Here is a 23,765-nt window from a genome sequence, read left to right as displayed (position 1 = left end):
AACCCGAAATGTCCTATATTACAACGTAATTCAACGGATCGGATCTGAAATAGCAACTTCGTCAACGAATTTCGATGTGACATCCGATCCGTTTCAAGAACCGCCGGCGAGGGACTCGACGATCTTGCCGATCCGGCGCGTGCGAGTCTCCGGTTTCTTGGCATCGGTCACGGCGGTGACGTGCTCACGGCGGTTGGTGTACGAGAGCCTGTCGAAGGCGTCCTGCACCCCCGCCTCCCGCAGTGCGGCGGCGAGGTCGTCGGGGACAGCTATGGTGCGCTCCACGGTGTCACGCTCGACAGTGACGGCGACCCGGTCGCCTGCCCCCTTGCCGAGTTCGGCGCGGATCGCCTTCAGCAGTCCCAGGCACGGTCCCGCACCCATGTTGGCAATGGAGCCGCGATAGGGGATGCCGTCGAAGGTGGCCTGGACTGGGATGCGGCCGCCGCCGCCGAGGGCGGCGATGATGTCGGGGGGAATGCGAATGTATGCACCGCCGTTGGCAGCGGTCTCGATGACGCCGTCGAATCGTTGCATGGGTGCACGATATAGCGATCACTCAGCAATCCGAAGGTGTGTTAACAAATATTAAGTAACCGAGAACCAACCGTTTCGGAAGCTTCACCGCCACTGCCCCGGAAGCCCCTTCCGAGAACGTGTTTCACCGCCTGCGAAGGGGTTTCCCCAGGTCGCGACCGGAAGGTGTGACCTCGGCCGCTACCCCGCAGTGACCGGAACATTGCGGCGATCTCACAGCTCACAAATGCGCTTCGAGCATTGTGAGCAAACCGTTTTGATGCCTCCCCCCGCGTCCCTACAGTCGAGCCAGCAGCCCGGTTTTCCAGCTCGAAGGGGGCGTTATGGCTATTACGCAGAACGGACACTCGTCCGCCGATGCGCTGCTTCGACTGGGGAAGTACTTCAACCGCGGCGAGGTGTCCGGTGATCTGCGCACCCTGCACAAGGTGGGCGGGCGCGAGGCCGACGAGTTCTACCGGGATCGGTGGTCGCACGACAAGGTGGTGCGGTCCACGCACGGCGTGAACTGCACCGGTTCGTGCTCGTGGAAGATCTACGTCTCCGACGGCGTGATCACTTGGGAGTCGCAGCAGACCGACTACCCGAGCGTCGGCGCCGACAAGCCGGAGTACGAGCCGCGCGGCTGTCCGCGTGGCGCGTCGTTCTCCTGGTACACCTACTCCCCCGCACGCATCCGCTACCCGTACGTGCGCGGCACGCTGCTGGAGCTGTACCGCGACGCCAAGACCCGGCTCAAGGATCCGGTGCTGGCGTGGGAGTCCATTGTCGAGGACGCGGACCGGGCCGAGGCCTACAAGTCCGCGCGCGGCAAGGGCGGGTTCGTGCGCGCCGAATGGTGGGAAGCCGCCGAAATCGCCGCCGCCGCACACGTTTACACGATCAAGAAGTACGGCCCCGACCGCATCGCGGGTTTCTCGCCGATCCCGGCCATGTCCATGGTCTCGCATGCGGTCGGCGCCCGGTTCATCTCGCTGATCGGCGGCTCGATGCTGTCGTTCTACGACTGGTACGCCGACCTACCCGTCGCCTCCCCGCAGGTCTTCGGCGACCAGACCGACGTTCCCGAGTCCGCCGACTGGTTCGACGCCGGCTATCTGATCATGTGGGGCTCCAATGTCCCGGTCACCCGAACCCCGGACGCGCACTACATGACCGAGGCCCGCTACCGCGGCCAGAAGGTGGTGGTGGTCTCCCCGGACTACGCCGACAACACCAAGTTCGCCGACGAGTGGGTGCCCGCGCGCCCGGGTACGGACGCCGCCCTGGCCATGGCCATGGGTCACGTGGTGCTGCGAGAGTTCTTCGTGGACAAGCAGACTCCGTATTTCAACGACTACGTCAAGCGCTACACCGATCTGCCGTACCTGGTGGTGCTGGACGAGCACGAGGGCGGCTGGTCCACCGAAGGCGACTACAGCGGTCACACCTTCACACCCGGCAAGTTCCTCACCGCCGCCGATCTCGGCCGTACCGGCGAGGGCGTCGAGCACCAGACGGTGCTGCTGGACGCGGACGGTAGTCCGCAGGTGCCCAATGGCTCTCTCGGCCACCGCTTCAACGAGGCGGGCAAGGGGCGCTGGAACCTGGACCTGGGGGACACCGATCCCCTGCTGACCCTGTACGGGCGCACCGATGATGTTGCGGCCGTGCAGTTCCCCCGCTTCGACGGGCCGCCGGGTGGGTTCGAGGGCAGTGATGCAGCTGTCCTCACCCGTGGCGTGCCGACCACCGTCATCGCGGGACGACGGGTGACGACGGTGTTCGACTTGCTGCTGGCGCAGTACGGCGCAGCCCGGCCCGGCCTGCCCGGCAGTTGGCCGACCGGCTATGACGATGCGACCCAGCCGTACACTCCCGCATGGCAGGAGTCGATCACCGGCGTCCCCGCCCAGCAGGCCGAACGCCTCGGCCGCGAATTCGCCGACAATGCCGAGCGTTCCAAGGGCCGGTCCATGATCCTCATGGGCGCGGGCACCAACCACTGGTTCCACTCCGACCAGATCTACCGCTCCTTCTTCACCCTGACCCTGCTCACCGGCTGCCAGGGCGTGAACGGCGGCGGCTGGGCGCATTACGTGGGCCAGGAGAAGTGTCGGCCGGTGACCGGTTGGGCCACACTGGCTTTCGCCTCGGACTGGCAGCGGCCGCCGCGGCAGATGCAGGGCACCGTGTTCTGGTACCTGGCCAACAACCAGTGGCGCTACGACCCGTTCACCTCCGAGTCGTTCGCCTCACCGTTGAGCAAGGGCACCTTCTCCGGGCGCACGGCGGCCGACAATATCGCGCTCGCAACACGCCTGGGCTGGATGCCGTCGTATCCGACGCTCAACCGCAATCCCCTCGATCTCGTCGACGAGGCCGAGCAGGTGGGCAGGACACCCGCGGATTACGTGGTGGACGGCCTGAAGTCGGGCGATCTTCGCTTCGCCTGCGAGGATCCCGACGCACCCGAGAACTTCCCGCGCGTGCTGACGGTGTGGCGCGCCAACCTGCTGGGTTCCTCCGGCAAGGGCAACGAGTACTTCCACAAGCACCTGCTCGGCGCGGACTCCAACCTGCAGACCACCGAGACCACCGGGGTGCGCCCGCAGGAGCTGGAATGGCGCGACGAGGCCGCCACCGGCAAGCTGGATCTGCTGATGTCGATGGACTTCCGCATGACGTCCACGACCCTGTTCTCCGACATCGTGTTCCCGGCCGCCACCTGGTACGAGAAGCACGACCTGTCCTCCACCGACATGCACCCGTTCGTGCACGCCTTCTCCCCGGCCATCTCCCCGCCCTGGGAAGCCAAGACCGATTTCGAGGCCTTCCACCGCATTGCCCGCGGGTTCTCCTGGCTGGCCGAGAAGCACCTGGGCGTGCGCCGGGACGTGGTCGCGCTGCCGCTGCAGCACGACACCGCCGACGCGCTGGCGCAGGCCGGCGGGCGGGTGCTGGACTGGAAGCACGGCGAATGCGAACCCGTTCCGGGTGTCACCATGCCCAAACTCGTTGTCGTCGAACGTGACTACCCGAATGTCGCGGACAAGATGGCCGCGCTCGGGCCGTTGGTCGAAACGCTGGGACTCACCACCAAGGGTGTCACCACTCTGCCCGATATCGAGGTAGATTACCTGCGCGGCGTCAACGGCACTGTGGTTTCCGGTGTCGCGCAGGGCCGTCCGTCCCTGGCCAAGGACACCCACGCGGCCGAGGCGATCCTGGCACTGTCCGGCACCACCAACGGCCGGCTCGCGGTGGAAGGGTTCCATGCGCTCGAAGAGCGCACCGGAACCGAGCTGGCCGACCTGGCTGCCGAACACGAGGGAAAGCGAATCACCTTCGCCGACACGCAGGCCCGGCCCGTTCCGGTGATCACCTCACCGGAATGGTCCGGGAGCGAGACGGGCGGACGCCGGTATTCGCCGTTCACCATCAATGTGGAGCGGTCCAAGCCCTGGCACACGCTGACCGGGCGGCAGCACTTCTATCTCGATCACGACTGGATGATGGAGCTGGGCGAGCAGCTGCCGATCTACCGGCCGCCGCTGGACATGACCGCGCTGTTCGCGGAGCCCGGTATCGGCAAGGTGAGCGAGAACGGCGTGACCGTGCGGTATCTGACGCCGCACTCGAAGTGGTCGATCCACTCCGCCTACCAGGACAACCTGCACATGCTGACGCTCTCGCGCGGCGGTCAGGCGATCTGGATGTCGGACAGGGACGCCGCAAAAATCGGTGTCGCCGATAATGATTGGATCGAGGCCATCAACCGCAACGGCATCGTGGTGGCGCGCGCGATCGTGTCGCACCGCATGCCCGAGGGCACGGTGTTCATGTACCACGCCCAGGACCGCGCGGTGAACGTGCCGCGCATCGAAGGCACGGCGGATGTCAAGCGGGGCAAGGGTAAACGCGGTGGTATCCACAATGCGCTGACCCGGATCATGATCAAGCCCTCGCACCTCATCGGTGGCTATGCGCAGCAGTCGTTCGCGCTGAACTACCACGGCCCCACCGGAAATCAGCGCGACGAGGTCACCACGATTCGCAAGCGCTCGCAGGAAGTGGAGTACTGATATGCGTGTGATGGCGCAACTGGCCATGGTCATGAACCTGGACAAGTGCATCGGCTGCCACACCTGCAGCGTGACCTGCAAGCAGGCCTGGACCAACCGTTCCGGCACCGAGTACGTGTGGTTCAACAATGTGGAAACCCGTCCGGGACAGGGTTATCCGCGTCGCTACGAGGACCAGGAGAAGTGGAAGGGCGGCTGGACCCTCGACAAGAAGGGCCGGCTGACCCTCAAGTCCGGGTCGCGGATGAAGCGGCTGCTCAATATCTTCGCCAACCCGGATCTGCCCACGGTGTCGGACTATTACGACCCGTGGAGCTACGACTACGACAATCTGCTGTCCGCGCCACAGATGGACACCACGCCGGTGGCGCGGCCCAAGTCGCTGATCACCGGTGAGGACACCAACGTCACCTGGGGCGCGAACTGGGACGACTCGCTGGGGTCGGGCCCGGAGCAGGTAGGTAAGGACCCGTTGCTGGCCAAGCTCTCCGAGCAGGTCAAGCTGGAGTTCGAAGAAACGTTCATGTTCTACCTGCCGCGCATCTGCGAGCACTGCCTCAACCCCTCGTGTGCCGCGTCGTGCCCGTCGGGCGCGATCTACAAGCGCGCCGAGGACGGCATCGTGCTCGTCGACCAGGACAAGTGCCGCGGCTGGCGGCAATGCGTCACCGGATGCCCGTACAAGAAGATCTACTTCAACCACAAGACCGGCAAGGCAGAGAAATGCACCTTCTGCTACCCGCGTGTGGAAGTCGGCATCCCCACCGTCTGCTCGGAAACCTGCGTCGGGCGACTGCGCTACATCGGGGTCATGCTCTACGACGCCGACAAGGTTCTCGAGGCCGCCTCGGTGGAGAACGACCAGGACCTCTATCCCTCCCAGCTAGGTGTGTTCCTCAACCCGCACGACCCGCGCGTCATCGCCGAGGCCGAGCGGGCCGGGATCTCACCGGAATGGATTCAGGCCGCCCAGGATTCACCGGTCTACAAGCTGATCGTGGACTACCAGATCGCGTTGCCGCTGCATCCGGAATACCGGACCATGCCCATGGTCTGGTACGTGCCGCCGCTGTCGCCGGTGGTGGACACCCTCACCCAGACCGGGCACGACGGGGAGAACCACAACAACCTCTTCGGCGCCATCGACGCCCTGCGTATTCCGTTGGAGTACTTGGCCGAACTGTTCACCGCCGGTGAGATCGGCCCGGTCCGCGCCTCGTTGCAGCGGCTCGCCGGGATGCGGTCGTTCATGCGCTCGATCAACCTCGGCCAGGAGCCCGATCTGTCCATCCCGAACGCCGTCGGTCTCGAGCCCGAAGAGATCGAGGCCATGTACCGGCTGCTGGCCATCGCGAAGTACGAACACCGCTACGTGATCCCGTCGGGCGCGACTTCCCGTGCCCACGAACTGGATTCGCTCGCCACGGGATGCTCGCTCGACACCGACGGCGGCCCCGGCATGACGGCCTTCGACTACATGGCCGACAAATTCCACCTCACCGACACCAACGATGCCTCCCCCGACCAGAAGTCCAACCGCATCAACCTGTTGAACTGGGACGGCAAGAGCACGAAAGGCTTGGTGCCCACCGAAACCGGCACCAATGGCTCCGGTGCCAATGGCCATGGCGGAAACGGAGCGAACGGCAGCGGCGCCGGCGTATCCACCGCCACGTCCGGAAACGGCAACGGAAACGGCAATGGCCACCACGGTTCCGGTGTCGACGGCGTCAGCAACGGCGCTGCCGCCGCCGAGCCGGAACCCACCGGAGCCACACGATGAGCCTGCTGAAACCGCGACGGCGCACCGAACCCGCCGTCACCGTGCACGAAGAGAATCGGCGGCAGGCCTGGCGGCTGAACGCGCTGTCGCTCGACTACCCGCACCCGCGCACACGCGCCATGATCGACGAACTCGACACCGCCGCAACGGAATCCACCGGAGCCCCGCGATGAGCCTGCTGAAACTGCGGCGACGGCCCGAACCGGCCGTCGCCATGAGCGAACGCGATCGGCGACTGGTGTGGCGGCTGGGCGCGCTGCTGCTCGACTATCCGAGCGCGCAGACCCTGGCCATGCTCGACGAACTCGACGCCGCCGCGGCGGAATTGCCGGATGCGGTCCGTCCGCTGCTGGCCGGGTTCCTCGCGCACCTGCGCACCGGCGATGCGATCGCCCTGGCCCAGGAGTATGTCGAGACCTTCGACATGCGCCGCCGGGCCAGCCTGCACCTGACCTTCTACGCCTACGGGGACACCCGCAAGCGCGGGATGGCGCTGCTGCGTTTCAAGCACGCCTACCGCCACGCCGGGGTCGAGCTCGGCGACGAGGAACTGCCCGACCACCTGCCCGTGCTGCTCGAATTCGCCGCCACCGTCGATCCCGTCGGCGGCGAACGACTGCTGGGCGAACACGTCCCGGTGCTGGAACTGCTGCGGTTGTCGCTTTCCGACAGCGGATCTCCTTACGCCGGGGTGCTGGCGTCGGTGGTGGCGACCCTGCCACCGGTCACCACCGCCGACCGCCGGCGTATCGCCGAACTCGCCGCCCAGGGCCCGCCCGAGGAAGAAGTCGGATTGGAGCCCTTCGCCATGGACCCGCTCGCCTTCACCGGATCGGAGGCCCGCCGATGAGCTCCGCGCTCTGGCTGATGCTGCCCTACATCGCGTTCACGTCGTTCGTGCTCGGGCACATGTGGCGCTATCGCACCGACCAATTCGGCTGGACCACACGGTCTTCGCAGGTCTACGAGTCGCGCCTGCTGCGGCTGGGCAGCCCGCTGTTCCACTTCGGCATGCTCGGGGTGATCGGCGGGCACGTGCTCGGCGTGCTCATCCCGCAGTCCTGGACCGACGCCGTCGGCATCTCCGAGGAGACCTATCACGTGGTCGCCGTCTCCGCGGGATCCGTTGCGGGCGTGGCGGTCATCGCCGGGATCGGCATCCTTCTCTACCGCCGCGTCACCGTCCCCGCCGTCCGTCAGGCCACCACCACCAATGACAAGGTGATGTACGTCCTGCTGGCCGCCGCCCTGATCACCGGTCTGCTCAACACCGTCGGCAGCAATCTGCTCTGGGGCACCTACAACTACCGCGAGACCGTTTCCCCCTGGTTCCGCAGCCTGTTCACCCTGCATCCGCACCCCGACCTCATGGTCGGCACCCCCTGGACCTTCCAGGCGCACGGCCTGATCGTGTTGTCCCTCATCGCCTTCTGGCCCTACACCCGCCTGGTCCACATGTTCTCCGCGCCCATCGGCTACCTGGTCCGCCCGTACGTGGTGTACCGCGCCAAGCCGAACAAGTCCGCGGACAAGACCCGCTACGCCCGCGCCTGGGATACCCCCGCCATTCCCCGCCGCTGAGACACCGGGCGTGCATCGATTTATCGATGGCGCCCGGTCCCGGCCGGTGTTATGGTTCGGCGCGGTTGAGCCGAAGTTGGGCTCGAATTGTCTTCGGGGGAACCATGTTCAATTGGTATGTGGGCCTGCTCGCGCTCAGTGGCGTGATCATGCTGGCGCTGGCGGTGGTGCGACAAGGGCAGAGCGGCGCCTCACGCTCGATCAACGGCATTTTCGGCGCGGTCTATCTCGGCTACGCCTTCTATCTCGCCTTCCTTTTCGTCGACGGCGGCTCCTACCTCATCTTCTTCCAGGCGTTCATTCTGCCGGTCGTGATGGTGGTCAATTTCTTCCGCAATCGCACACCGAAGCCCAAACTCACCGAAACACAGAAGGCGTGGCGCGAGTATCAGCGCTCCGCCGGGCAGCAATAGGCTCGCCGGGCGACAATAGCGCGGTGTTCTCCAGGAAGACCGAGCCCGAGCGGGTTACACCACCGGCCACGCCCTGCCCCGACTGCGGGGAACGCCGCGTCACCCTGAGCGGGAATATGGATACGTATCTGATCCAGCGCAATGGCGGGCGGGCCCTGACGGACCTGCTCGCCCTGCTCTGCCTCGGATGCGGACGCGTGTTCTTCTACGCCGAGCGGCTCGACAAGGTGCGGGCCGCGATGAAGTCGACGACGTCCTGAGCGCGCGAGTCGGGCTGCTCCCGCACTGCACGTCGCGACGAACACGCCGCCACTAACGGAGGTACGGCACAGGCTGGACCCAGTGGAATCCGCGCGAGATCAACCGGAAGCGGTCGAGATCGACGCGGGTCAGGCGCAGATGGACCGGACGGCCGGCCAGCTGACCGTCCAGCATCAGCTGATCGGGCTGGGGCTGTTCGTAGTTCAGGACGGCGAGCTTCCACTGGTGCGCCAGATCCTTCGTAATGGTCACGGTGTGCAGATCGGTATCGATCTCCACCGGGAACGACACCAGCGAGTCGTCCATGCGCTGGGCGGTCACGCCCTGCGGGACGTCGAAGATGAGTCGGCGGGAGCGATCCAGTGGACCTGCGAGCTGCCCATCCGGTGGCGAGGACCGGAAGTCGACCAGCGCCGGGACCTCCTGGCCTGCGACCGTATATTCGGTGACGTTCCAGATCCCGTAGAGCGGCGAGCGCGGCCGGCCGTTCCCGTACGCCTGCCAGGCGTCATGGCCCTCGGCGAGAGTTGTGAGGAATATCCACACCCCCAGAATCGCCTGTGCCGCCACCAGGATTCGCCGCCCGCGCACCGAGGAGACCAGCGGCTCGGGCACGCGCATCGGGACCGCCCGCCCGACCAGTGCCCGGACGGTGCGTCCGATATCCGGGGCCGCCAGCACCGTCGCGTACACCAGCAGCTCGCCGGAGAGGATCTTCACCGGCACATCGAAGGTGAGGTTCAGCAGGAACACCTGGAGGGTCACCACGACCGACAGGAGCGCACCCAGTCCCGCGGTGACCGGCAGGACCAGCAGCAGACCCGCGGTGACTTCCGCTGCGCCCAAGGCGATTTCGTACGGCTCGGAACTGGCCGTCTGCGACCACAACACCGCCATCGGGCTGAGATCGCCGAACGGCTCCACCAGCCGGTCCAGCGCGAACGCCATCTGCGAGGGCAACAGTTTCGTGACGCCGTACAGCAGCAGGGCGCTCATCAGGGCCAGACGTACCACCAACCGGAACCACGCGTACAGCCGCACATAGTCCGGCCGCCGCCGATCCAGCACCGACCACACCGCCGTGACCGGCGCAGCGACGACCAGCAGGGTGAAAATCGACACCCAATTCGCCGCGGTATCCCCGCTTCCCGTGAACGACCAGTCGACATGGACGCCGAAGACCCGCTCCCCCAGCCAATCCGTGAGCGGATGCAGTGCCGTCCATTTCGCCACACCCATCACGGTCTGCTGCGAGACTCCCACCGACCGCAGCAGCATGTGCAACACCCACACCCCGGCCATTCCGACGCCCAGCGTCACGAATGAATACCGGAACACCATCCGCCGCAACGGACTCCATCGCGGCTCACCCGTCCCCGCGACGTCTGCCTCGACGGCCAACTGCACAACCACGCCGATTCCTCCGAGCGCTACCGCAACTGATTACCCTGCGGCGCTGAACGTTAGGTCAGCAAACGGCCGGTTCGTACCCGGCAAATCCCTTGCCCCCACACCCCTTGCCCCCCGGATCGGGGCCAGGGGTGGCGCCGGCCGACGGTCCCGGTTGGGCACAGCCTGCGTCGGAGGCTGATCGTGTGCCGGCTCTTCGCCCTGGCGTCCCGCTTCGGGTCTTATCCAGCGCGAGGGCGGGCCCTGACGGACCTGCTCGCCCTGCTCTGCCTGGGATGCGGGCGGGTGTTCCTCTACGCCGAGCGGCTCGACAAGGTGCGGGCCGCGATGAAGTCGACGACGTCCTGAGTGCGCGAGTCGGGCTGCTCCCGCGCCGCGCGCGTCAGGCGGTCCAGAGCCTCGTCGAGGCGGGAGCTCGGGCCCTGCTCGGCGAGCAGCACGGCGATGGCCTCCCAGGTGGCGACGGTCGGATTCGGTTGCGCCAGCAGCTCTTCGAGATAGCTGTCCGAGTCGAGCAGGCGCAGCGCGCGGCGGGCGTGGGCATGGACGCGCCGGGGCAGCTCAGCGCGAATCAGGTCGATATCGCCGGGCTGGACGTGCCCCGGCTGGTCGGGGTCGAGGCGTACCGACCACAGCTGGTCCGGGTCCTCGGGTAGACCCTCGCCCGGGAGCAGGCCGGGCCCCGCCGCGGTCTCGATCGCGAGAGGTGCAAGGCCCAGGCGTTCGTTGCGCCAGTTGCGGAATTCCCACCACGCGGTCGGGGTCGCCCAGGCGCCCAGCCCGAATCGGAGCATCTGCTGTCCACCGGTGAACGTTCGGAATGTGCGCGTCCGCGCCACGGTGGCCGTACCGCCGGGCATCCCCCGCACCCAGGTCGGCTCGGCCCCCTCAAACCCATACGGCTGCAGCAGTTTTCCCGTATCGCGCATCAAGCGGCGCAGCGCCGACTCCGGTTTGACCATCCCCGCAGACTAGCCGTGCGAACCGACAGGATCCCGCACCTCGCGATCCGCCCAGCATGGCGCGCGTCGCCCGGACACGCCGCGCAGCAACACCGAATACGCCGCGCAGGCACACCGGGTGTGCCTGCGCGGTCGGACCGTCCGGACGAGCGACGGGACCGTCAGTGGCCGGACCAGATGTCGTTCACCGTGGCCGCGTAACCGTCGTTGTTGGTCAGGGGCTGGAGGCCGAGGGCGGCGTCGATGGTGCGGAGCAAGCCGTACTGGTCGGTGCGCTGGGAGCTGGTGTAGCCGGGCTTCACGGAGTTCTGCGAGCCGAGCACGATGGTCGGGACCCGGTTCGGGAACAGCGGGCCGAACGCCTTGGTGGTGCCCTCGTCGAAGGTCACGATCAGCAGGGAGCGCTGCTGCTTCCAGGCCGGGGAGTCCAGGATCGCGGGCACCGTGGTGCTCAGCCAGCTGTCGCCCGAGGCCACGCCGCAGCCCTCCATGTTGTGGCATTCGTTGGCGGCGAACCACACGAAGTTCGGGGTGGTGGCGGCGGATTTCAGGTCGCTCGTCAGCTGCGTGAGCGGCTGCAGGTGTGCCGCGCAGTAGGACTGGTCGGACTTCATGTTCTTGAAGTACGCGAACGGCAGGTCATCCGGGTAGTACTCGCCGTGGGCAGCCAGGTCGCAATTGCCGTTGGCGTCCTCGGCGTAGCCCTTCCAGCTCTTGTGCGCCGCGTCCGCGCTGTTGCCGATGTGGCGCGCGTCGATGGTCGTGGCGCCCACGCTGTTGTCGACCAGCCCGTACAGTCCGCCGGCCGCCAGCGCGACATAGTTCGGATCACTCGGATGCGTGGTGGCGTAGGACTGGCTCAGTGTCGCGCCCTGCGACCGCAGGCCGTTGATGTAGGGGGCCTGGGGATTTCCGATGATGCCGGTGAGGCCGTCGTAGTCCTGGTTCTCCAGGTAGACCACGAAGACGTGGTCGTAACCAGGCACCGTCGAGGCGGGCGCGGTCAGCTTCGGCGCGGGCAGTGCGGCGCCGATGGTGAACGACAGGTTGTCGGCGTACCCGTCGTTGGTGTCGCCGTAGGTCCAGCTGAAGTTCAGCTCGATCTTCACCGCACGCGTACCCTTCGGCAGGGTGCCCTTCGTATCACGCTGCAGCAGACCGGTTTTCAGGCCGCGATCGATGCTGCTCACGTCGTCGCACTCGACGGAACCGAGTTCGGACCCCGATGCGCTGAGGAACGTCGCCGTCATGTTGACCCGATCGTCCTGGGCACCGAATCCGCCCAGCCAGCCATTGAGATCGAAGCTCACGCCACCCTGGTCGATGGCCGCACCCGCGGCCGAGACGCTGATGGTCTGATCCATCTCGGCATTACCGGTGCCGCCGCCGGCGAAGAACTTCGAACCCCGGTTCGACGGTCCCGGCGAGGACGCGTCCGGCCATCCGGACTGTCCGTAGCACACCGCGTTCGGCTCACCCTTGCCGATGGTCCAGCCCGGCAGCGTCATGCCGTCCAGCCCCTTCGGTGAGCACTGCGCCACCGCCTCGGCATCGCCATCCACGATCAGGTTCGGGCTGGTGACCGCGGCGTGCGCCACGGACGGCGTGACCGCGGAGCCCCCCAACACGGCCAGTGCGGCCGCAGCAGTGATAGCGAAGAATTTGCCATGGCCGTTTCCAACGCCTTTGTGGCGCATACATGTTCCTTTGCGGGTCGTTACCGAAGTGCGCCCCGAATAGAACAGGTTCTAGGTGTCGGATCACCGCTCTGCCCATGGCCGGGTGGTGAACACCACCCGGCTTTTGGACGGACGACCAGCAATGGGGAAGGTTGTGCCACAAGGAACGTCGGTCAGCAAGGACAGCTATCGACAAGCAACAGTTCGAGCGTGGACTAGACCTTCGCGCGGGCGACCCGCTTCGAGCGAGCGAAGTTCCGCATGATGGGCAGGTCGACCCAGTGGTAGAGCAGTGCGGCGAGGGCGGTGGACGCTACCAGGCACAGCAGGGAGAAGCCGGCCCAGCCGAGGATGCCGAACTCCCTGCCGCCGATCAGGTATCGGGTGACCACGACCATGACCGGGAACTGGATGAGGTAGAAGGCGAAGGAGACATTGCCGAGCCACACCATGCGCGGGTGGGAGTTGAGGCCGCGGATGCCGGCCAGGTCCCGGGCGGCCATGGTGGCCACCACCGCCGTCATCGGGGGCAGCAGCAGCACCGACATCTTGTAGTTCACCGGCACCACCCAGGTCGCCGCGTACGCGACGGTCAGCGCGACCAGCGGCCAGGCGAGATTGGTATTGCGCCAACGACCTTCGAGCACCATGCGGGCCGCCAGCACGCCGAGGAAGAACTCCGGCAGGCGCGACAGCGGGAAGGTGTAGCTGAGCCAGTACGACGGGGACACCGGGATGTCGGGCTGCTGGAACCAGGCCGGGGAGGCGTGCAGTTCGTAGTGCGGCGACGCATTGCCCGGAACCAGCCGCGGCGCAAAGGCATTCGCGATGCCCTTCGGACCGTCCACCCACAGGAAGTACGAGGTGTGCAGCAGGGCGATGCCCAGCATCAGCAGGCCCGCGGCCAGCAGCAGGCGGCGGGTCGGGATTCGCATGACCAGCGGCAGCAGTAGCGGAAAGCTCAGGTAGAACAGCACTTCCGCGGCCAGCGACCAGGACGGGACGTTCAACCCGCCGACCGTGGTCCACTTCGGCACCCAGGTGTGCACCAGCAGCAGGTTCGGCACCCACACCACCGCGCGGTGCAGGGGCACGCTCGCCGCCACGATGAAGGCGGCGGCGGCCAGCAGGTGCGTCGGGTAGATCTTGAGCACCCGCCGCCGGTAGAAGGCGCGCACCGACATGCCCGGCCGGAACGACCAGTAGATGATGAAGCCGGACAGCACGAAGAAGAACGTGACGCCCGCGGCCCCGAGCTGCATCGGTATCCACTCGTGGATATGGCGGAACAGCGCCGACTTCTGGAACGGGTACACCGGCAGGAACACCAAGGCGTGCAACACGAATACCGCGAAGGCCGCCCACCACCGCGCGCCGGTCAGCGAGGGCAGCGCGGGCCGCTCCCGCCGGGCGCGCTCGGCGACGGACTCGGTGAGACCCTTCGGCCGGACCGGCTCGGCCGTCAGGACCGGTTCGGCGGCCCGCGTGGACTGGGCGGGCTGGAGGAGCTGGGTGGCGTACTGCTCCACCGCGAGCGCGGCGGAGGCCTCGCGCGGGGCGACTTCGGGCGGGCGGGTCATCGTGCGTACCTCTCGTACAGTGCGTTTGCTACCACGGCGTCGCCCTGCGGAGCGGGGTGGAACGGCAGCCCGGCGATATTGACTTTCGGGTCGAACACTCCGTTGACCCACTGCTGCGGCGTGCACAGCCCGTGCCCGGCGGTGAGCGCACGGGCGTCGAGGTATTCCAGGTTCAGCTGGGTGGCGGCTTCACGCCCGGCCTGGTCGAGGCGATTGAGGTACTCGACGACGGTGCGGCCGCGCGGCTGGGTGGCCGGGATGCCCGCGATGTCGTAGCAGATCGAATCCTGGTCGGGCCGGAACAGTTCCGGGTAGCCGACGATCACGATGTGCGCGTTGGGAGCGTAGTACCGGATGTAGGTGATGATCTTGGCGATGCGGGCGGCGTACTCGGTGCCGGTCACGTTCTGCGGATCGGTCATCCGGCCGGCGGCCACCGCGTCGGGACCACAGCCGCCGAGGACGTCGTAGAAGCAGTGCTCGATCGAATTCCACGGGGACTGCTTCGCGCCGCCCCAGAAGTCGTTGAGCCCGAACTGCAATGTCACCAGTTTGGTGTTCGGCCCGAACGCGCCCGCCTTGTCGGCATTGGCCGCCTGGACCTTCAGGGTGTACCCATCCCCGGTGTCGAACGACGCGCCCGGACACGACTGGTTCCACATCTGATCCGTGCCCTGCACGCCCATCAGCGCGCCCAGCTGCACCGGCCACGCGGTGTCGCCGTGGTCGCACTTCTTATCCTGCGACAGCGGGTTCCAGCCGTTGGCCGTGAACGAGTCGCCCAGGATGACGAGTTCCTTACCCTGCGGAACCGAATCCGCGTGCGCCCCCGATGTTCCCGTCATGGCCGCGGCGAAAGCGACCACCGCGGCACACAGCCACCGACCGTTGATTCCCGACACGTGTGTACTCCGGTTTCGTCAGTAGCCTGCGCGGGGCTCGAACCCGGGGGCATCCAGGGTCGGCGGCGCGGGCTTGGGCGCCTGCTGGGTCTGCGGCGCGGGCTTGGGCGCAACCGGTTGTGCCGCAGGCGCTTCGGGCGCTGCGGGAGCCGCCGGCTGCGGGGCGGGTGCTTCGGTGGCGGCCTCCGGGGCCGCGGCGGGTGCGGGGGCCGCGCTCGGCGCCGGGGCGGCGCTGCTCGCGGGAGCGGCCGAACTGCTCACGACGGCAGCGGTGGTGCTCGCCGGGGTGGTGGGCGTGTCGGCGGCCTTGTCGCTACCGCACGCCGCCAGCGCGCCGATCAGCACGACTCCGCCGATGGCGGCCACCGCGGTGCGCGCGCCTGGGATACGGAACTTCATGAAACCCTCGAATCGCAAATTGAACGGTGAACTTTTCACTTTTGCGCGGAGTGTACAAGAGGCCCCGAGGGCCGGGGTGCGCGATTCAGCAAACCGCAAAACCCCTGGACAATCGGGAAACTCGACGAGGAGGCTATCGATGGTCAACGGTCCGATCGACGAAATCTCGATGGCATCAGTGCCCGTATCGGTCGTAGATGGCATTGGCGACCACGGCGTCACCCTGGCTCGACGGATGGAAGAACAGTCCGTCGAGGTCGGTCCGCGGATCGAACACGCCATTCAGCCAGGGCTGCGACGAGCAGAGCCCATGACCGGTGGTGAGCGCGCGGGAATCCAGGAATTCGATGCCCAGCAGCTGGGCGGCTTCCCGCTGCGCCTGGTCGATGCGGTCGAAGTACTCCACCACCGCGCGACCACGTGACTGGATGAACGGCGCGATGCCGCCGATGCTGAGACAGACCGTGCTGCTGCCCGGGGCGAACAATTCCGGATAGCCCACGAACACGATGCGGGCGTTCGGTGCGTAGTACTTGATGTAGGTCACCGCATTGCTCATGCGCTTGGCCATCAACGCCCCGGACACACCGTTGTAGTCGGGCATCCGGCCCTGGTCGACCGACTCCGGATCGCAGCCGTCGGCCAGGTTGAACACGCAGCCCTGCAACGACTTCCAGAGCGTCTGGTCGTTCTTGCCCCACTTGTCGTTGAGCCCGAACTGCAGCGTGACGACCTTGGTATTCGGCCCGAAAGCGCCTGCCTTGTCCGCTTTCTGGGCCTCCTGGGCCAGGCTCCACCCCGGGCCGCTGTCGATCGACGCGCCCGGGCAGGAGGGATCGGCCATCTCGTCGGTCCCGTACACGCCCATGAGCCGGCCCAGCTGCACCGGCCAGGCCGTCCGGCCGTGGCGCAGGCAGCTGTTGCCCTCGTCGAAGAAGTCCCAGGCGTTCGCGGAGAACGAATCACCCAGCACTACCAGCTCTTTGCCCGCGGGGGCGGCATCCGGCGAGGCCGGATCCGCGTTCGCCGCGGCCACGGTCGACACCGAGGCCGCGAGCGCTACCGCAGCGGCACACAGCCACCGCCCGCCATTACCCAGCACGAACCTGTCCAGCCCTCTCAGTAACCCGCACGCGGCTCGAATCCGGGCGCGTCCAGGGTCGGCGGCGCGGGCTTCTGCTGCTGCTGCGTCTGCGGCGCAGGCTTGGGCGCGGCCGGCTGCGGCGCGACCGGTTGCGGCGCGACGACCTCCGGCGCGACGGGCTGCGGCGCGGCCGGTTCCGTGGCCGCCGGTTGCGGCGCGGGGGCCTCGGTGGTCGGCGCGGGCGCGACGGTCGTCGGCGCGGGGGCGGCCGTGGAGCTCGCCGAGGTGGCGGCGGTGCTGGTGGCACCGCCCGGCGAACTGTCGGACGACTTGTCGCTGCCGCACCCGGCAACGCCCGCGATCAGCAGCCCCCCGCCGATCACGGCCGCGGCGACACGGACGGCAAACACCCCCACCGGTGTTGAAGACTTCATGGGTACCTCGAATTCAGGATCTGAAGTGACGTCTATTCACTTCAGCGGGCAGTGTACAAAACGCGTTCACCCCACCCACCCCGATTCGGGAAACTGCCCCCAACTTCCGGGGCATCGAATCCGATAATCCCTGGTCAAGCCCACCTCACCCAGTGAAACAGGTTCCAACGGACGGTCACATCGGACTACCTCGCCGGCCGCCCAGGTTCGCGTATCCAAGCACAGATTCCGGACGGAGGGGCCGCTATCGGCTTCGCCGGCCGAGCGCCCGGCGCCACCTGCGCAATCCCACCCGATTTGAAGCAATGTCACTTCATACCGAGTCTTCACGAACTACAGTGTTCGCAAATCGATACTCTCCCGCCAAGGAGGACCAATAGTGAACATTGCCAAGCGTTTTGGTGCAGCAGCCATCGTCTCGATCGCGCTCGCGTCGGCCGCGCCCGCCGCCACAGCAGCGGCAGCACCCGCTCCCGCCCCCGTCGTCGCGACCCCGGTGGCCACCACCGGCTCAGCCCTCACCGATGCGCTGACCGCACCGATCCTCTTCCCCCTGGGCTTCCTGGTCCTGGTCTTCTGCGGCGGCAACCCCCAGCCCACCTGCCCCATGGCGCAGATCTACAGCAACGCCGCGACCGGCTCCGGCGTCCACTGACACGAACACGACGAGGTTGCATCGACGCGGCCGGCCCACGAAATGCCCGCCGCGTCAACGCATTCTCACCGGCAACGACTTTCGGCCACCGGCACCTGAGGCAGCACGACACCATCGAAAAGCCTTTGACAACCGAGGCTGTTCGCGGATCTCGACAGTCGCGGCTAGCGGCAGCAGTTCGGGTCGAGGACGACGCACAGGGCGGCGAGTGAGTCGCGCTGGACACGGTGGTAGGTGTTCATGCCGCGGCGTTCGGACTCGATCAGGCCGGCCTTCTTCAGCTGGCCGAGGTGGTGGCTGACGGTGGATTCGGCGAGGGTGACAGCTGCGGCCAGGTCGCCGGTGTTCTCCTCGCCGAGAGGGCTGGCAAGGAGTAGGGACAGGAGTTTCACGCGAGCCGGGTCGGCAATGGCCTTGAGGCGCAGGGCGATTTCCAGGGCGGCGGCGTCGTCGACGGGACCGGCGGCGACAGGGGCGCAGCAGACCGGGGCGGACATGTCGATCACGGGCAGCGCCTTGGGCATGCGAACCAGGTTACCCACCTTCTTGACATATGTCGAAATAGTGGCGCAGACTCGGTCACACAAGTTCTTCGACATATGTCTCACAAGCGGAGGTGCAGTCTCATGTCCCGTGTTCAGCTCGCTCTCAACGTCGACGACATCGACCGGGCGGTGGCGTTCTACTCGACCCTGTTCCAGGCCGAGCCCGCCAAGCGCAAGCCTGGTTACGCCAATTTCGCCATCGCCGAGCCGCCACTGAAGCTGGTACTGATCGAGAACCCGGGGCACGGCGGCAGCCTCAACCACCTCGGGGTCGAGGTCGAGTCCAGCGACCAGGTGCACGCCGAGATCGCGCGGCTCTCCGAGGCCGGCATGTTCACCGAGGAGCAGATCGCGACCACCTGTTGCTTCGCCACCCAGGACAAGGTGTGGGTCACCGCGCCCGACGCCGAGCGCTGGGAGGTCTACACGGTGCTGGCCGATAGCGAAACCTTCGGCACCGCACCGGTTCTGGCCTCGGGAGCGGTCGCGGACGACGCGCAGGCCATGGCGGTCTGCTGTGGCACCGCGGAGGAAGCCGCCGCCGAAGGGGCCTGCTGCGGCAGCGCGGCCAAGGCGGATGCCGTGGCCTCCGGGGCATCCTGCTGCGGCTGAGCCCGCACCGGGGGCGTTCACCAGGTGTTCGCTTGCCCACGGATTCGATATCCATCAATATCGACGGGTGTCGAATCGATTGCTTCCGCTGACCGTGACCTCACCCGCGTGTGAGGTCACGCCCCTGGTCCGCGAACCGTTGACAGCACAGGCCGCGACGGAACTGGCGGCGGTGTTCAAGGCGTTGTCGGACCCGGTCCGTTTGCGGCTGCTGTCGGTGATCGCCAGCCACACCGGGCAGGAAGCCTGCGTGTGCGATATCTCCGACGGCTTCGACGTTTCCCAGCCGACCATCTCCCATCACTTGCGGGTATTGCGCGAGGCGGGGCTGCTGTCGAGCGAGCGGCGCGGGTCATGGGTGTACTACCGGGTCGAACCCGCTGCACTGCACCAGCTTTCGACACTACTGGACATCGCACTCCCCGAGGCTGCGATCCGATGAACACGCTGAGACGACGACTGCTGGCCGAGTTCGTCGGCACCGGTCTGCTGGTGTGCGTAGTGGTCGGCTCCGGGATCGCGGCACAGCAACTATCCGCACACGATGTGGGTCTCCAACTACTGGAGAACTCGACCGCCACGGTGTTCGGGCTGGGCATCCTGATCCTGATGCTCGGCCCGGTTTCCGGGGCGCACTTCAATCCCGTTGTCTCGGTAGCAGATTGGTGGGCAGGACGCCGCCGCGGCACCGGGCTGAGCGCCACCGACCTGGCGGCCTACATCGGTGCGCAGATCCCCGGCGGGATCGCGGGGGCGGTGCTGGCCAACATCATGTTCGACCAGCCCGCCGCTCAGATCGCCACCCATCACCGCGTCACCACCGGTCACCTGGTCGGCGAGGTGGTTGCCACGGCCGGACTGATCGCGGTCATCTTCGCGCTCGCCCGCACCGGCCGTGCGGCACTCTCGGCCGCAGCCGTCGCCGCCTACATCGGCTCGGCCTACTGGTTCACCAGCTCCACCAGCTTCGCCAACCCGGCCGTCACCCTCGGGCGCGTCTTCTCCGACACCTTCGCCGGGATCGCCCCCGCGTCGGTGCCCGCGTTCATCGCCGCCCAAATCCTCGGCGCCGCACTCGGTTTCGGCCTGATCGAGCTGCTCTACCCCGATCCCGTGCCGGCGGACGACATCGTCACGCCCCACAACATCCAGACCTCCTGAAAGGCCCGCCCAGCCGATGACCGCCACACCCAGCGTGCTGTTCGTCTGCGTCCACAATGCCGGACGCTCCCAGATGGCCCAGGGCTTCCTCACCCACCTGGCCGGCGACGCGATCGAGGTCCGGTCGGCCGGGACCGCACCCGCCGAAACCATCAACCCCGCCGCGGTCGAGGCGATGGCCGAACTCGGCATCGACATCACCGCTCAGACACCGAAGATCCTGACACCCGACACCGTGCAGACCTCCACCGTCGTCATCACCATGGGATGCGGCGACACCTGCCCGTACTTCCCCGGCGTCGACTACCGCGACTGGCAGCTCGACGACCCCGCGGGCAAGGGCGTCGCCGCCGTACGGCCCATACGCGATGAAATCCGCACGCGTGTAGAACAACTCATCCGCGAACTGCTGCCGACCGACCAGCACGCCTCTTGAATTCGCCGCCCGGCCCACTACTGCCGCGAGGTCCACAGATTCCATCCGGACGAGGCCGCCCGGCGCCGAGCGAGCATGTCCAGATACGGAACGAGCGCGGCGAAATAGCGTTTCGCCTCACACCGCCCATCGCACGACTCGTGCGATTCCAGCCCGCGCTGGTTTTCGGACCGGTTGAGTGGGACGTGTTCACTCGGGCCGTGCAGGGCGGACGGTTCGATCTGTCCTGATAGCCGCCCCGCGGTCGCAGCGAAGCCGGTGGCGCCCGCCCGACTGCACGCAATCGGGCGGGCGCTGCGGCATTCCGGAGGGTCCGGGATCGAAGTTGACCCGGGTGGTGCGCCGCTGGTTCGGCACCACCCCTCAGCAGGTCAGGTTGGCCGCGCGTGCCCGGCACGGTTACCCGAATTCCCATTCCGTGGCCGGTCGCTGAGGCGTGAGCTGAACCGCCCTGGGCTGGAACGTGTTTCGGGGCCCAGGGCGGGTTCCCGGCTCAGCCCGCGAGCTTCGCCAAGTTCGGGAAGTTGCTCAGCTCCCAGCCGCCGTCCACCACCATGTCGATGCCGGTGATGTAGGAGGCGTCGTCGGAGGCGAGGAACAGGCTGGGGGCGGCGATCTGTTCCGGGGTGGCGGGCGCGCCCATCGGGATGCGGTCCAGGAACAGCTGTTTGGCGGGCTCGTAGCCCATGACCGCCGCGACCAGCGGGGTGTCCACCAGGCCGGGGAGGATGGCGTTCACCCGGATGCGGAACTGGGCCAGCTCCAGGGCCGCGTTCTTGGTGAACATGACCACCCCCGCCTTGCCGGTGGAGTACGGGCTGCCACCGGGCATGGGTACGCGGGCGTCGAGCGAGGAGATGTTCACGATCGCGCCGCCACCGGTCGACTTCATCAGTCGCGCTTCATGTTTGGTGCACAGGAAGACGCTCTTCTGAATCAGGTCGATGGTGAAATCCCAGTCGGCCTCGGTGAGGTCGGTGACCGCGCCGATACGGGACGCGCCCGCCACATTGAAGGCCGCGTCGAGACGGCCGAAACGGGATGCGGCGGTGGCGATCCCGGCCTCCACCTGGGCCTCGTCGGTGACATCGGTGACCACGGGGACGAAGGCGTCGCCGAGTTCGGCGGCCTTCTTCCCGAGACCTGCCTCGTCGATGTCGAGGCCGACCACATTCGCGCCCTCGGCGATCAGCGCGGCGGCGATGGCCGCGCCGATACCGGAGGCCGCACCGGTGACGACCGCGGCGCGGCCGTCGAATCTACGGGCCTTCATCGGGCACCTGCCCGCAGGAATTCGCCGGTGCGTTCCTTGCCCAGGGTGTCGGCCTTCTCCCCCAGCCCGAAGACGAACTCACCGTTCACCAGCACCGCGGTGACGGTGTCGTCATTGCGGTTGACCATGCGGGAGAGGTTGTCGAACTCCGGAATCGGGCTCTCGGCATAGGCTTCCAGGCTGTCGTCCAGCCGCGCCGGATCGATGATCAGCACATCGGCCCGATCGCCCTCGCGCAGGTGACCGGCATCCAGGTCGTACCAGTCGGCCAGCTCGCCGGACACCCGGTACACAGCGTGCTCGACCGTCATGAACGGCCGACCCGCCTGCTGCGCCTTGTGCACACGCTCGAGCAGCCGCAGCCCGAAGTTGTAGAAGGCCATGTTCCGCAGATGCGCGCCGGCGTCCGAGAAGCCCAGTTGCACACTGGGATCCGCGGCCAGCACATCCAGCACCTCGGGCCGGTGATTGGAGATGGTGGTGCGCCAGCGCACCTTGGGCCCGTACTCCACCACCAGATCCAGGAAGGCGTCCACCGGGTGCACGCCGCCGCGATCCACGCCGACCTGACCGAAGGTCTTGCCGATCACGCTCGCATCCGGGCACTCGGTGATCTCGGCGTCGAAGAAGTCCCGATGCCAGACCCGCGGGCCCCACTTCTTGTCGTAGTCCTTGCGGAACCAGCGGCGGTAGTTCTCGTCGGCCAGCAGTTCCCGCCGCTCCTCCAGCTGGTTGGACAGGTGCAGAGCCGCTGCGCCGGAACCGAATTCCTCGAACACCGGCAGATCGATGCCGTCGGAGTACACCTCGAACGGCACCGGCAGATGCTGCCAGCGGAAGTCGCCGCCGAGCCCGTTGATGATCCGGCCCAGCAGCGGAAAGACCTTCACCACACCGGGAATCGCCTTGATGTCGGCCGCCGACAGCAGGCTCACCTTCAGCTTGGGCCGGAAGAAGCCCAGGCTGCTGGCCGCCATGCCGAGCATGCTCTGCGGCTTGGCGACATCGGGACCGCCCTGCAACGCGCGCTTGCGGTCGCGCAGAATGCGATTCAGCCGCCGCCGCTCCTTGCCGGTGGCATAGGTCGACGGCAGCGTCCGCGACCGGCACACCTCGCCGTCCAGCTTGTCGAACAGCAACTGCTGCGAGGACATGCCGACGAATCCGGCGTCCAGCGCCTCGGTCAGCTTGTGCTCCATGGCCGTCAGCTCGGACTCGGTCGGCTGCACATCCGGATCGGTGGCCCGCTGCAGACCCAGCTGGGACGCCCGGATATCCGAATGACCGATGAAGGCAGCGACATTCGGGCCCAGCGGCAGCGACTCCAGCGCCGCCACATAGCCGTGCGCGCTGTTCCAGGTCTTCAGCGCGTCCACCGCCTCGACCACGTGCTTGCGCGGAATCGCCTCCACCCGGCCGAACAGGTCGCCCGCGTCCGAACCGCCGACATGCACGGTGGACAGCGAGCACGACCCGAGCAGCAGCGTGGTGACGCCGTGCCGCAGCGACTCCGACAGCGTCGGATCCAGCAGCACCTCCACGTCGTAGTGCGTGTGGATGTCGATCATGCCCGGCATGACCCAGCGGCCGGTCGCGTCGATCACTCGCGCGCAGCCGGTCTCGTCCAGCGGCGCGGCCGACACGGTCGCCACCCGGCCGTCCCGAATGCCGAGATTACGGATGGCCGAGGGTGCGCCGGTGCCGTCGAACCAGCGCCCGTTCTTGATGATGGTGTCGTACACAGGAATTCACTTTCCCAGGGAGAGGTCGCGGCGCAGCACCTTGCCGGTTGCGTTGCGCGGCAGGGGTTCCGCGGTGACCAGCCAACGGGCGGGCACCTTGAAGTAGGCCAGCTGTCTGGCCACGTGATCGCGCAACTCGTCCTCCGACAGCTGCTGCGGGTCGTCGACCACCACGATCGCGGCGACCTCCTGGCCCAGATCCTCGTGCGGGACCCCGATCACCGCCGACTCGCGCACCAGCGGGTGCTCGTC

The 23,765-nt window shown here is 67.2% G+C and carries 24 protein-coding genes and 1 pseudogene; 12 read left to right on the top strand and 13 right to left on the bottom strand.

The window, feature by feature from the left end; all coding sequences use genetic code 11:
- Nucleotides 1-93: 93 nt before the first annotated feature.
- Nucleotides 94-537, bottom strand: coding sequence for a YdeI/OmpD-associated family protein (locus ABZV44_RS24265; RefSeq protein WP_354840373.1), 444 nt, complete (start codon nt 535-537; stop codon nt 94-96).
- Nucleotides 538-860: 323 nt separating this feature from the next.
- On the opposite strand from ABZV44_RS24265, the gene ABZV44_RS24260 reads away from it, so the two are divergent.
- From ABZV44_RS24260 to ABZV44_RS24230, 7 genes are all read left to right on the top strand, one after another.
- Nucleotides 861-4,601 carry a nitrate reductase subunit alpha gene (locus tag ABZV44_RS24260; protein ID WP_354840370.1) on the top strand — a complete coding sequence of 1,247 codons (3,741 nt, stop codon included), beginning with the start codon at nt 861-863 and terminating at the stop codon, nt 4,599-4,601.
- 10 nt (nt 4,602-4,611) lie between these two features.
- The gene (narH, locus tag ABZV44_RS24255; RefSeq protein WP_354840800.1) at nt 4,612-6,384 is read left to right on the top strand and encodes a nitrate reductase subunit beta; all 1,773 of its coding nucleotides are present in this window, start codon (nt 4,612-4,614) and stop codon (nt 6,382-6,384) included.
- Nucleotides 6,381-6,557, top strand: coding sequence for a hypothetical protein (locus ABZV44_RS24250; RefSeq protein ID WP_354840368.1), 177 nt, complete (start codon nt 6,381-6,383; stop codon nt 6,555-6,557). Before narH ends, ABZV44_RS24250 begins: the two co-directional genes overlap by 4 nt.
- Nucleotides 6,554-7,234: a nitrate reductase molybdenum cofactor assembly chaperone gene (gene narJ, locus ABZV44_RS24245; RefSeq protein WP_354840365.1), complete on the top strand. Its 681-nt coding sequence runs from the start codon at nt 6,554-6,556 to the stop codon at nt 7,232-7,234. Before ABZV44_RS24250 ends, narJ begins: the two co-directional genes overlap by 4 nt.
- Nucleotides 7,231-7,965 carry a respiratory nitrate reductase subunit gamma gene (gene narI, locus ABZV44_RS24240; RefSeq protein WP_354840363.1) on the top strand — a complete coding sequence of 245 codons (735 nt, stop codon included), beginning with the start codon at nt 7,231-7,233 and terminating at the stop codon, nt 7,963-7,965. The genes narJ and narI overlap by 4 nt, the downstream gene beginning before the upstream one ends.
- A gap of 119 nt (nt 7,966-8,084) precedes the next feature.
- The gene (locus tag ABZV44_RS24235) at nt 8,085-8,378 is read left to right on the top strand and encodes a hypothetical protein (protein WP_354840360.1); all 294 of its coding nucleotides are present in this window, start codon (nt 8,085-8,087) and stop codon (nt 8,376-8,378) included.
- A gap of 23 nt (nt 8,379-8,401) precedes the next feature.
- Entirely contained in the window at nt 8,402-8,638 is a 237-nt protein-coding gene (locus tag ABZV44_RS24230; protein ID WP_354840357.1) for a hypothetical protein, read from the top strand.
- A gap of 52 nt (nt 8,639-8,690) precedes the next feature.
- Here the strand turns inward: ABZV44_RS24230 and ABZV44_RS24225 are convergent, their stop codons facing one another.
- The 8 genes from ABZV44_RS24225 to ABZV44_RS24190 all read right to left on the bottom strand — a co-directional run bounded on the left by ABZV44_RS24225 (nt 8,691) and on the right by ABZV44_RS24190 (nt 17,089).
- Nucleotides 8,691-10,052 (bottom strand): DoxX family protein, encoded by a 1,362-nt coding sequence (locus tag ABZV44_RS24225; RefSeq protein ID WP_354840354.1) that lies wholly within the window; start codon nt 10,050-10,052, stop codon nt 8,691-8,693.
- Nucleotides 10,053-10,342: 290 nt separating this feature from the next.
- Nucleotides 10,343-11,011: a hypothetical protein gene (locus ABZV44_RS24220; protein WP_354840351.1), complete on the bottom strand. Its 669-nt coding sequence runs from the start codon at nt 11,009-11,011 to the stop codon at nt 10,343-10,345.
- 161 nt (nt 11,012-11,172) lie between these two features.
- Nucleotides 11,173-12,708 (bottom strand): alkaline phosphatase family protein, encoded by a 1,536-nt coding sequence (locus ABZV44_RS24215; RefSeq protein WP_354840348.1) that lies wholly within the window; start codon nt 12,706-12,708, stop codon nt 11,173-11,175.
- Nucleotides 12,709-12,905: 197 nt separating this feature from the next.
- Entirely contained in the window at nt 12,906-14,270 is a 1,365-nt protein-coding gene (locus ABZV44_RS24210) for an acyltransferase (protein ID WP_354840346.1), read from the bottom strand.
- Nucleotides 14,267-15,172: an SGNH/GDSL hydrolase family protein gene (locus tag ABZV44_RS24205; RefSeq protein ID WP_354840344.1), complete on the bottom strand. Its 906-nt coding sequence runs from the start codon at nt 15,170-15,172 to the stop codon at nt 14,267-14,269. The genes ABZV44_RS24210 and ABZV44_RS24205 overlap by 4 nt, the downstream gene beginning before the upstream one ends.
- Nucleotides 15,173-15,190: 18 nt before the next feature.
- Complete coding sequence (locus ABZV44_RS24200; protein WP_354840341.1) at nt 15,191-15,571, bottom strand: hypothetical protein; 381 nt, start codon at nt 15,569-15,571, stop codon at nt 15,191-15,193.
- A 175-nt stretch (nt 15,572-15,746) separates the two neighbouring features.
- The gene (locus tag ABZV44_RS24195) at nt 15,747-16,673 is read right to left on the bottom strand and encodes an SGNH/GDSL hydrolase family protein (protein WP_354840339.1); all 927 of its coding nucleotides are present in this window, start codon (nt 16,671-16,673) and stop codon (nt 15,747-15,749) included.
- Nucleotides 16,674-16,690: 17 nt separating this feature from the next.
- Nucleotides 16,691-17,089 carry a hypothetical protein gene (locus ABZV44_RS24190; RefSeq protein ID WP_354840336.1) on the bottom strand — a complete coding sequence of 133 codons (399 nt, stop codon included), beginning with the start codon at nt 17,087-17,089 and terminating at the stop codon, nt 16,691-16,693.
- A 379-nt stretch (nt 17,090-17,468) separates the two neighbouring features.
- Here ABZV44_RS24190 and ABZV44_RS24185 point away from each other — a divergent pair, with 379 nt between their 5' ends.
- Nucleotides 17,469-17,744 (top strand): hypothetical protein, encoded by a 276-nt coding sequence (locus ABZV44_RS24185; RefSeq protein WP_354840333.1) that lies wholly within the window; start codon nt 17,469-17,471, stop codon nt 17,742-17,744.
- Between the two features lie 164 nt (nt 17,745-17,908).
- Here the strand turns inward: ABZV44_RS24185 and ABZV44_RS24180 are convergent, their stop codons facing one another.
- Nucleotides 17,909-18,268, bottom strand: coding sequence for an Rv2640c family ArsR-like transcriptional regulator (locus tag ABZV44_RS24180; protein ID WP_354840330.1), 360 nt, complete (start codon nt 18,266-18,268; stop codon nt 17,909-17,911).
- 102 nt (nt 18,269-18,370) lie between these two features.
- On the opposite strand from ABZV44_RS24180, the gene ABZV44_RS24175 reads away from it, so the two are divergent.
- The 4 genes from ABZV44_RS24175 to ABZV44_RS24160 all read left to right on the top strand — a co-directional run bounded on the left by ABZV44_RS24175 (nt 18,371) and on the right by ABZV44_RS24160 (nt 20,498).
- Nucleotides 18,371-18,901 carry an ArsI/CadI family heavy metal resistance metalloenzyme gene (locus ABZV44_RS24175; RefSeq protein ID WP_354840327.1) on the top strand — a complete coding sequence of 177 codons (531 nt, stop codon included), beginning with the start codon at nt 18,371-18,373 and terminating at the stop codon, nt 18,899-18,901.
- A gap of 67 nt (nt 18,902-18,968) precedes the next feature.
- Nucleotides 18,969-19,343, top strand: coding sequence for a metalloregulator ArsR/SmtB family transcription factor (locus ABZV44_RS24170; protein WP_354840324.1), 375 nt, complete (start codon nt 18,969-18,971; stop codon nt 19,341-19,343).
- Nucleotides 19,340-20,062, top strand: a complete 723-nt coding sequence (locus ABZV44_RS24165) for an MIP/aquaporin family protein (RefSeq protein WP_354840321.1) — start codon at nt 19,340-19,342, stop codon at nt 20,060-20,062. Before ABZV44_RS24170 ends, ABZV44_RS24165 begins: the two co-directional genes overlap by 4 nt.
- Before the next feature lie 16 nt (nt 20,063-20,078).
- On the top strand, nt 20,079-20,498 hold the full coding sequence (locus ABZV44_RS24160) for an arsenate reductase ArsC (protein ID WP_354840318.1): 420 nt from the start codon (nt 20,079-20,081) through the stop codon (nt 20,496-20,498).
- A 493-nt stretch (nt 20,499-20,991) separates the two neighbouring features.
- On the opposite strand, the gene ABZV44_RS24155 is transcribed toward ABZV44_RS24160, so the two are convergent.
- The 3 genes and pseudogenes from ABZV44_RS24155 to ABZV44_RS24145 all read right to left on the bottom strand — a co-directional run.
- Nucleotides 20,992-21,771: an SDR family NAD(P)-dependent oxidoreductase gene (locus ABZV44_RS24155; protein ID WP_354840315.1), complete on the bottom strand. Its 780-nt coding sequence runs from the start codon at nt 21,769-21,771 to the stop codon at nt 20,992-20,994.
- Nucleotides 21,768-23,513, bottom strand: coding sequence for an amidohydrolase family protein (locus tag ABZV44_RS24150; RefSeq protein ID WP_354840312.1), 1,746 nt, complete (start codon nt 23,511-23,513; stop codon nt 21,768-21,770). The genes ABZV44_RS24155 and ABZV44_RS24150 overlap by 4 nt, the downstream gene beginning before the upstream one ends.
- A 6-nt stretch (nt 23,514-23,519) precedes the next feature.
- Nucleotides 23,520-23,765 (bottom strand): annotated as a pseudogene (locus ABZV44_RS24145) (long-chain fatty acid--CoA ligase); the annotation flags it as partial.

Source organism: Nocardia sp. NPDC004860, from assembly GCF_040609015.1.
In the GTDB taxonomy this organism is placed as follows: Bacteria; Actinomycetota; Actinomycetes; order Mycobacteriales; family Mycobacteriaceae; genus Nocardia.
The sequence above is the reverse complement of the archived record's forward strand: the minus strand, read 5'-3'. Positions and strand labels throughout refer to the sequence as shown.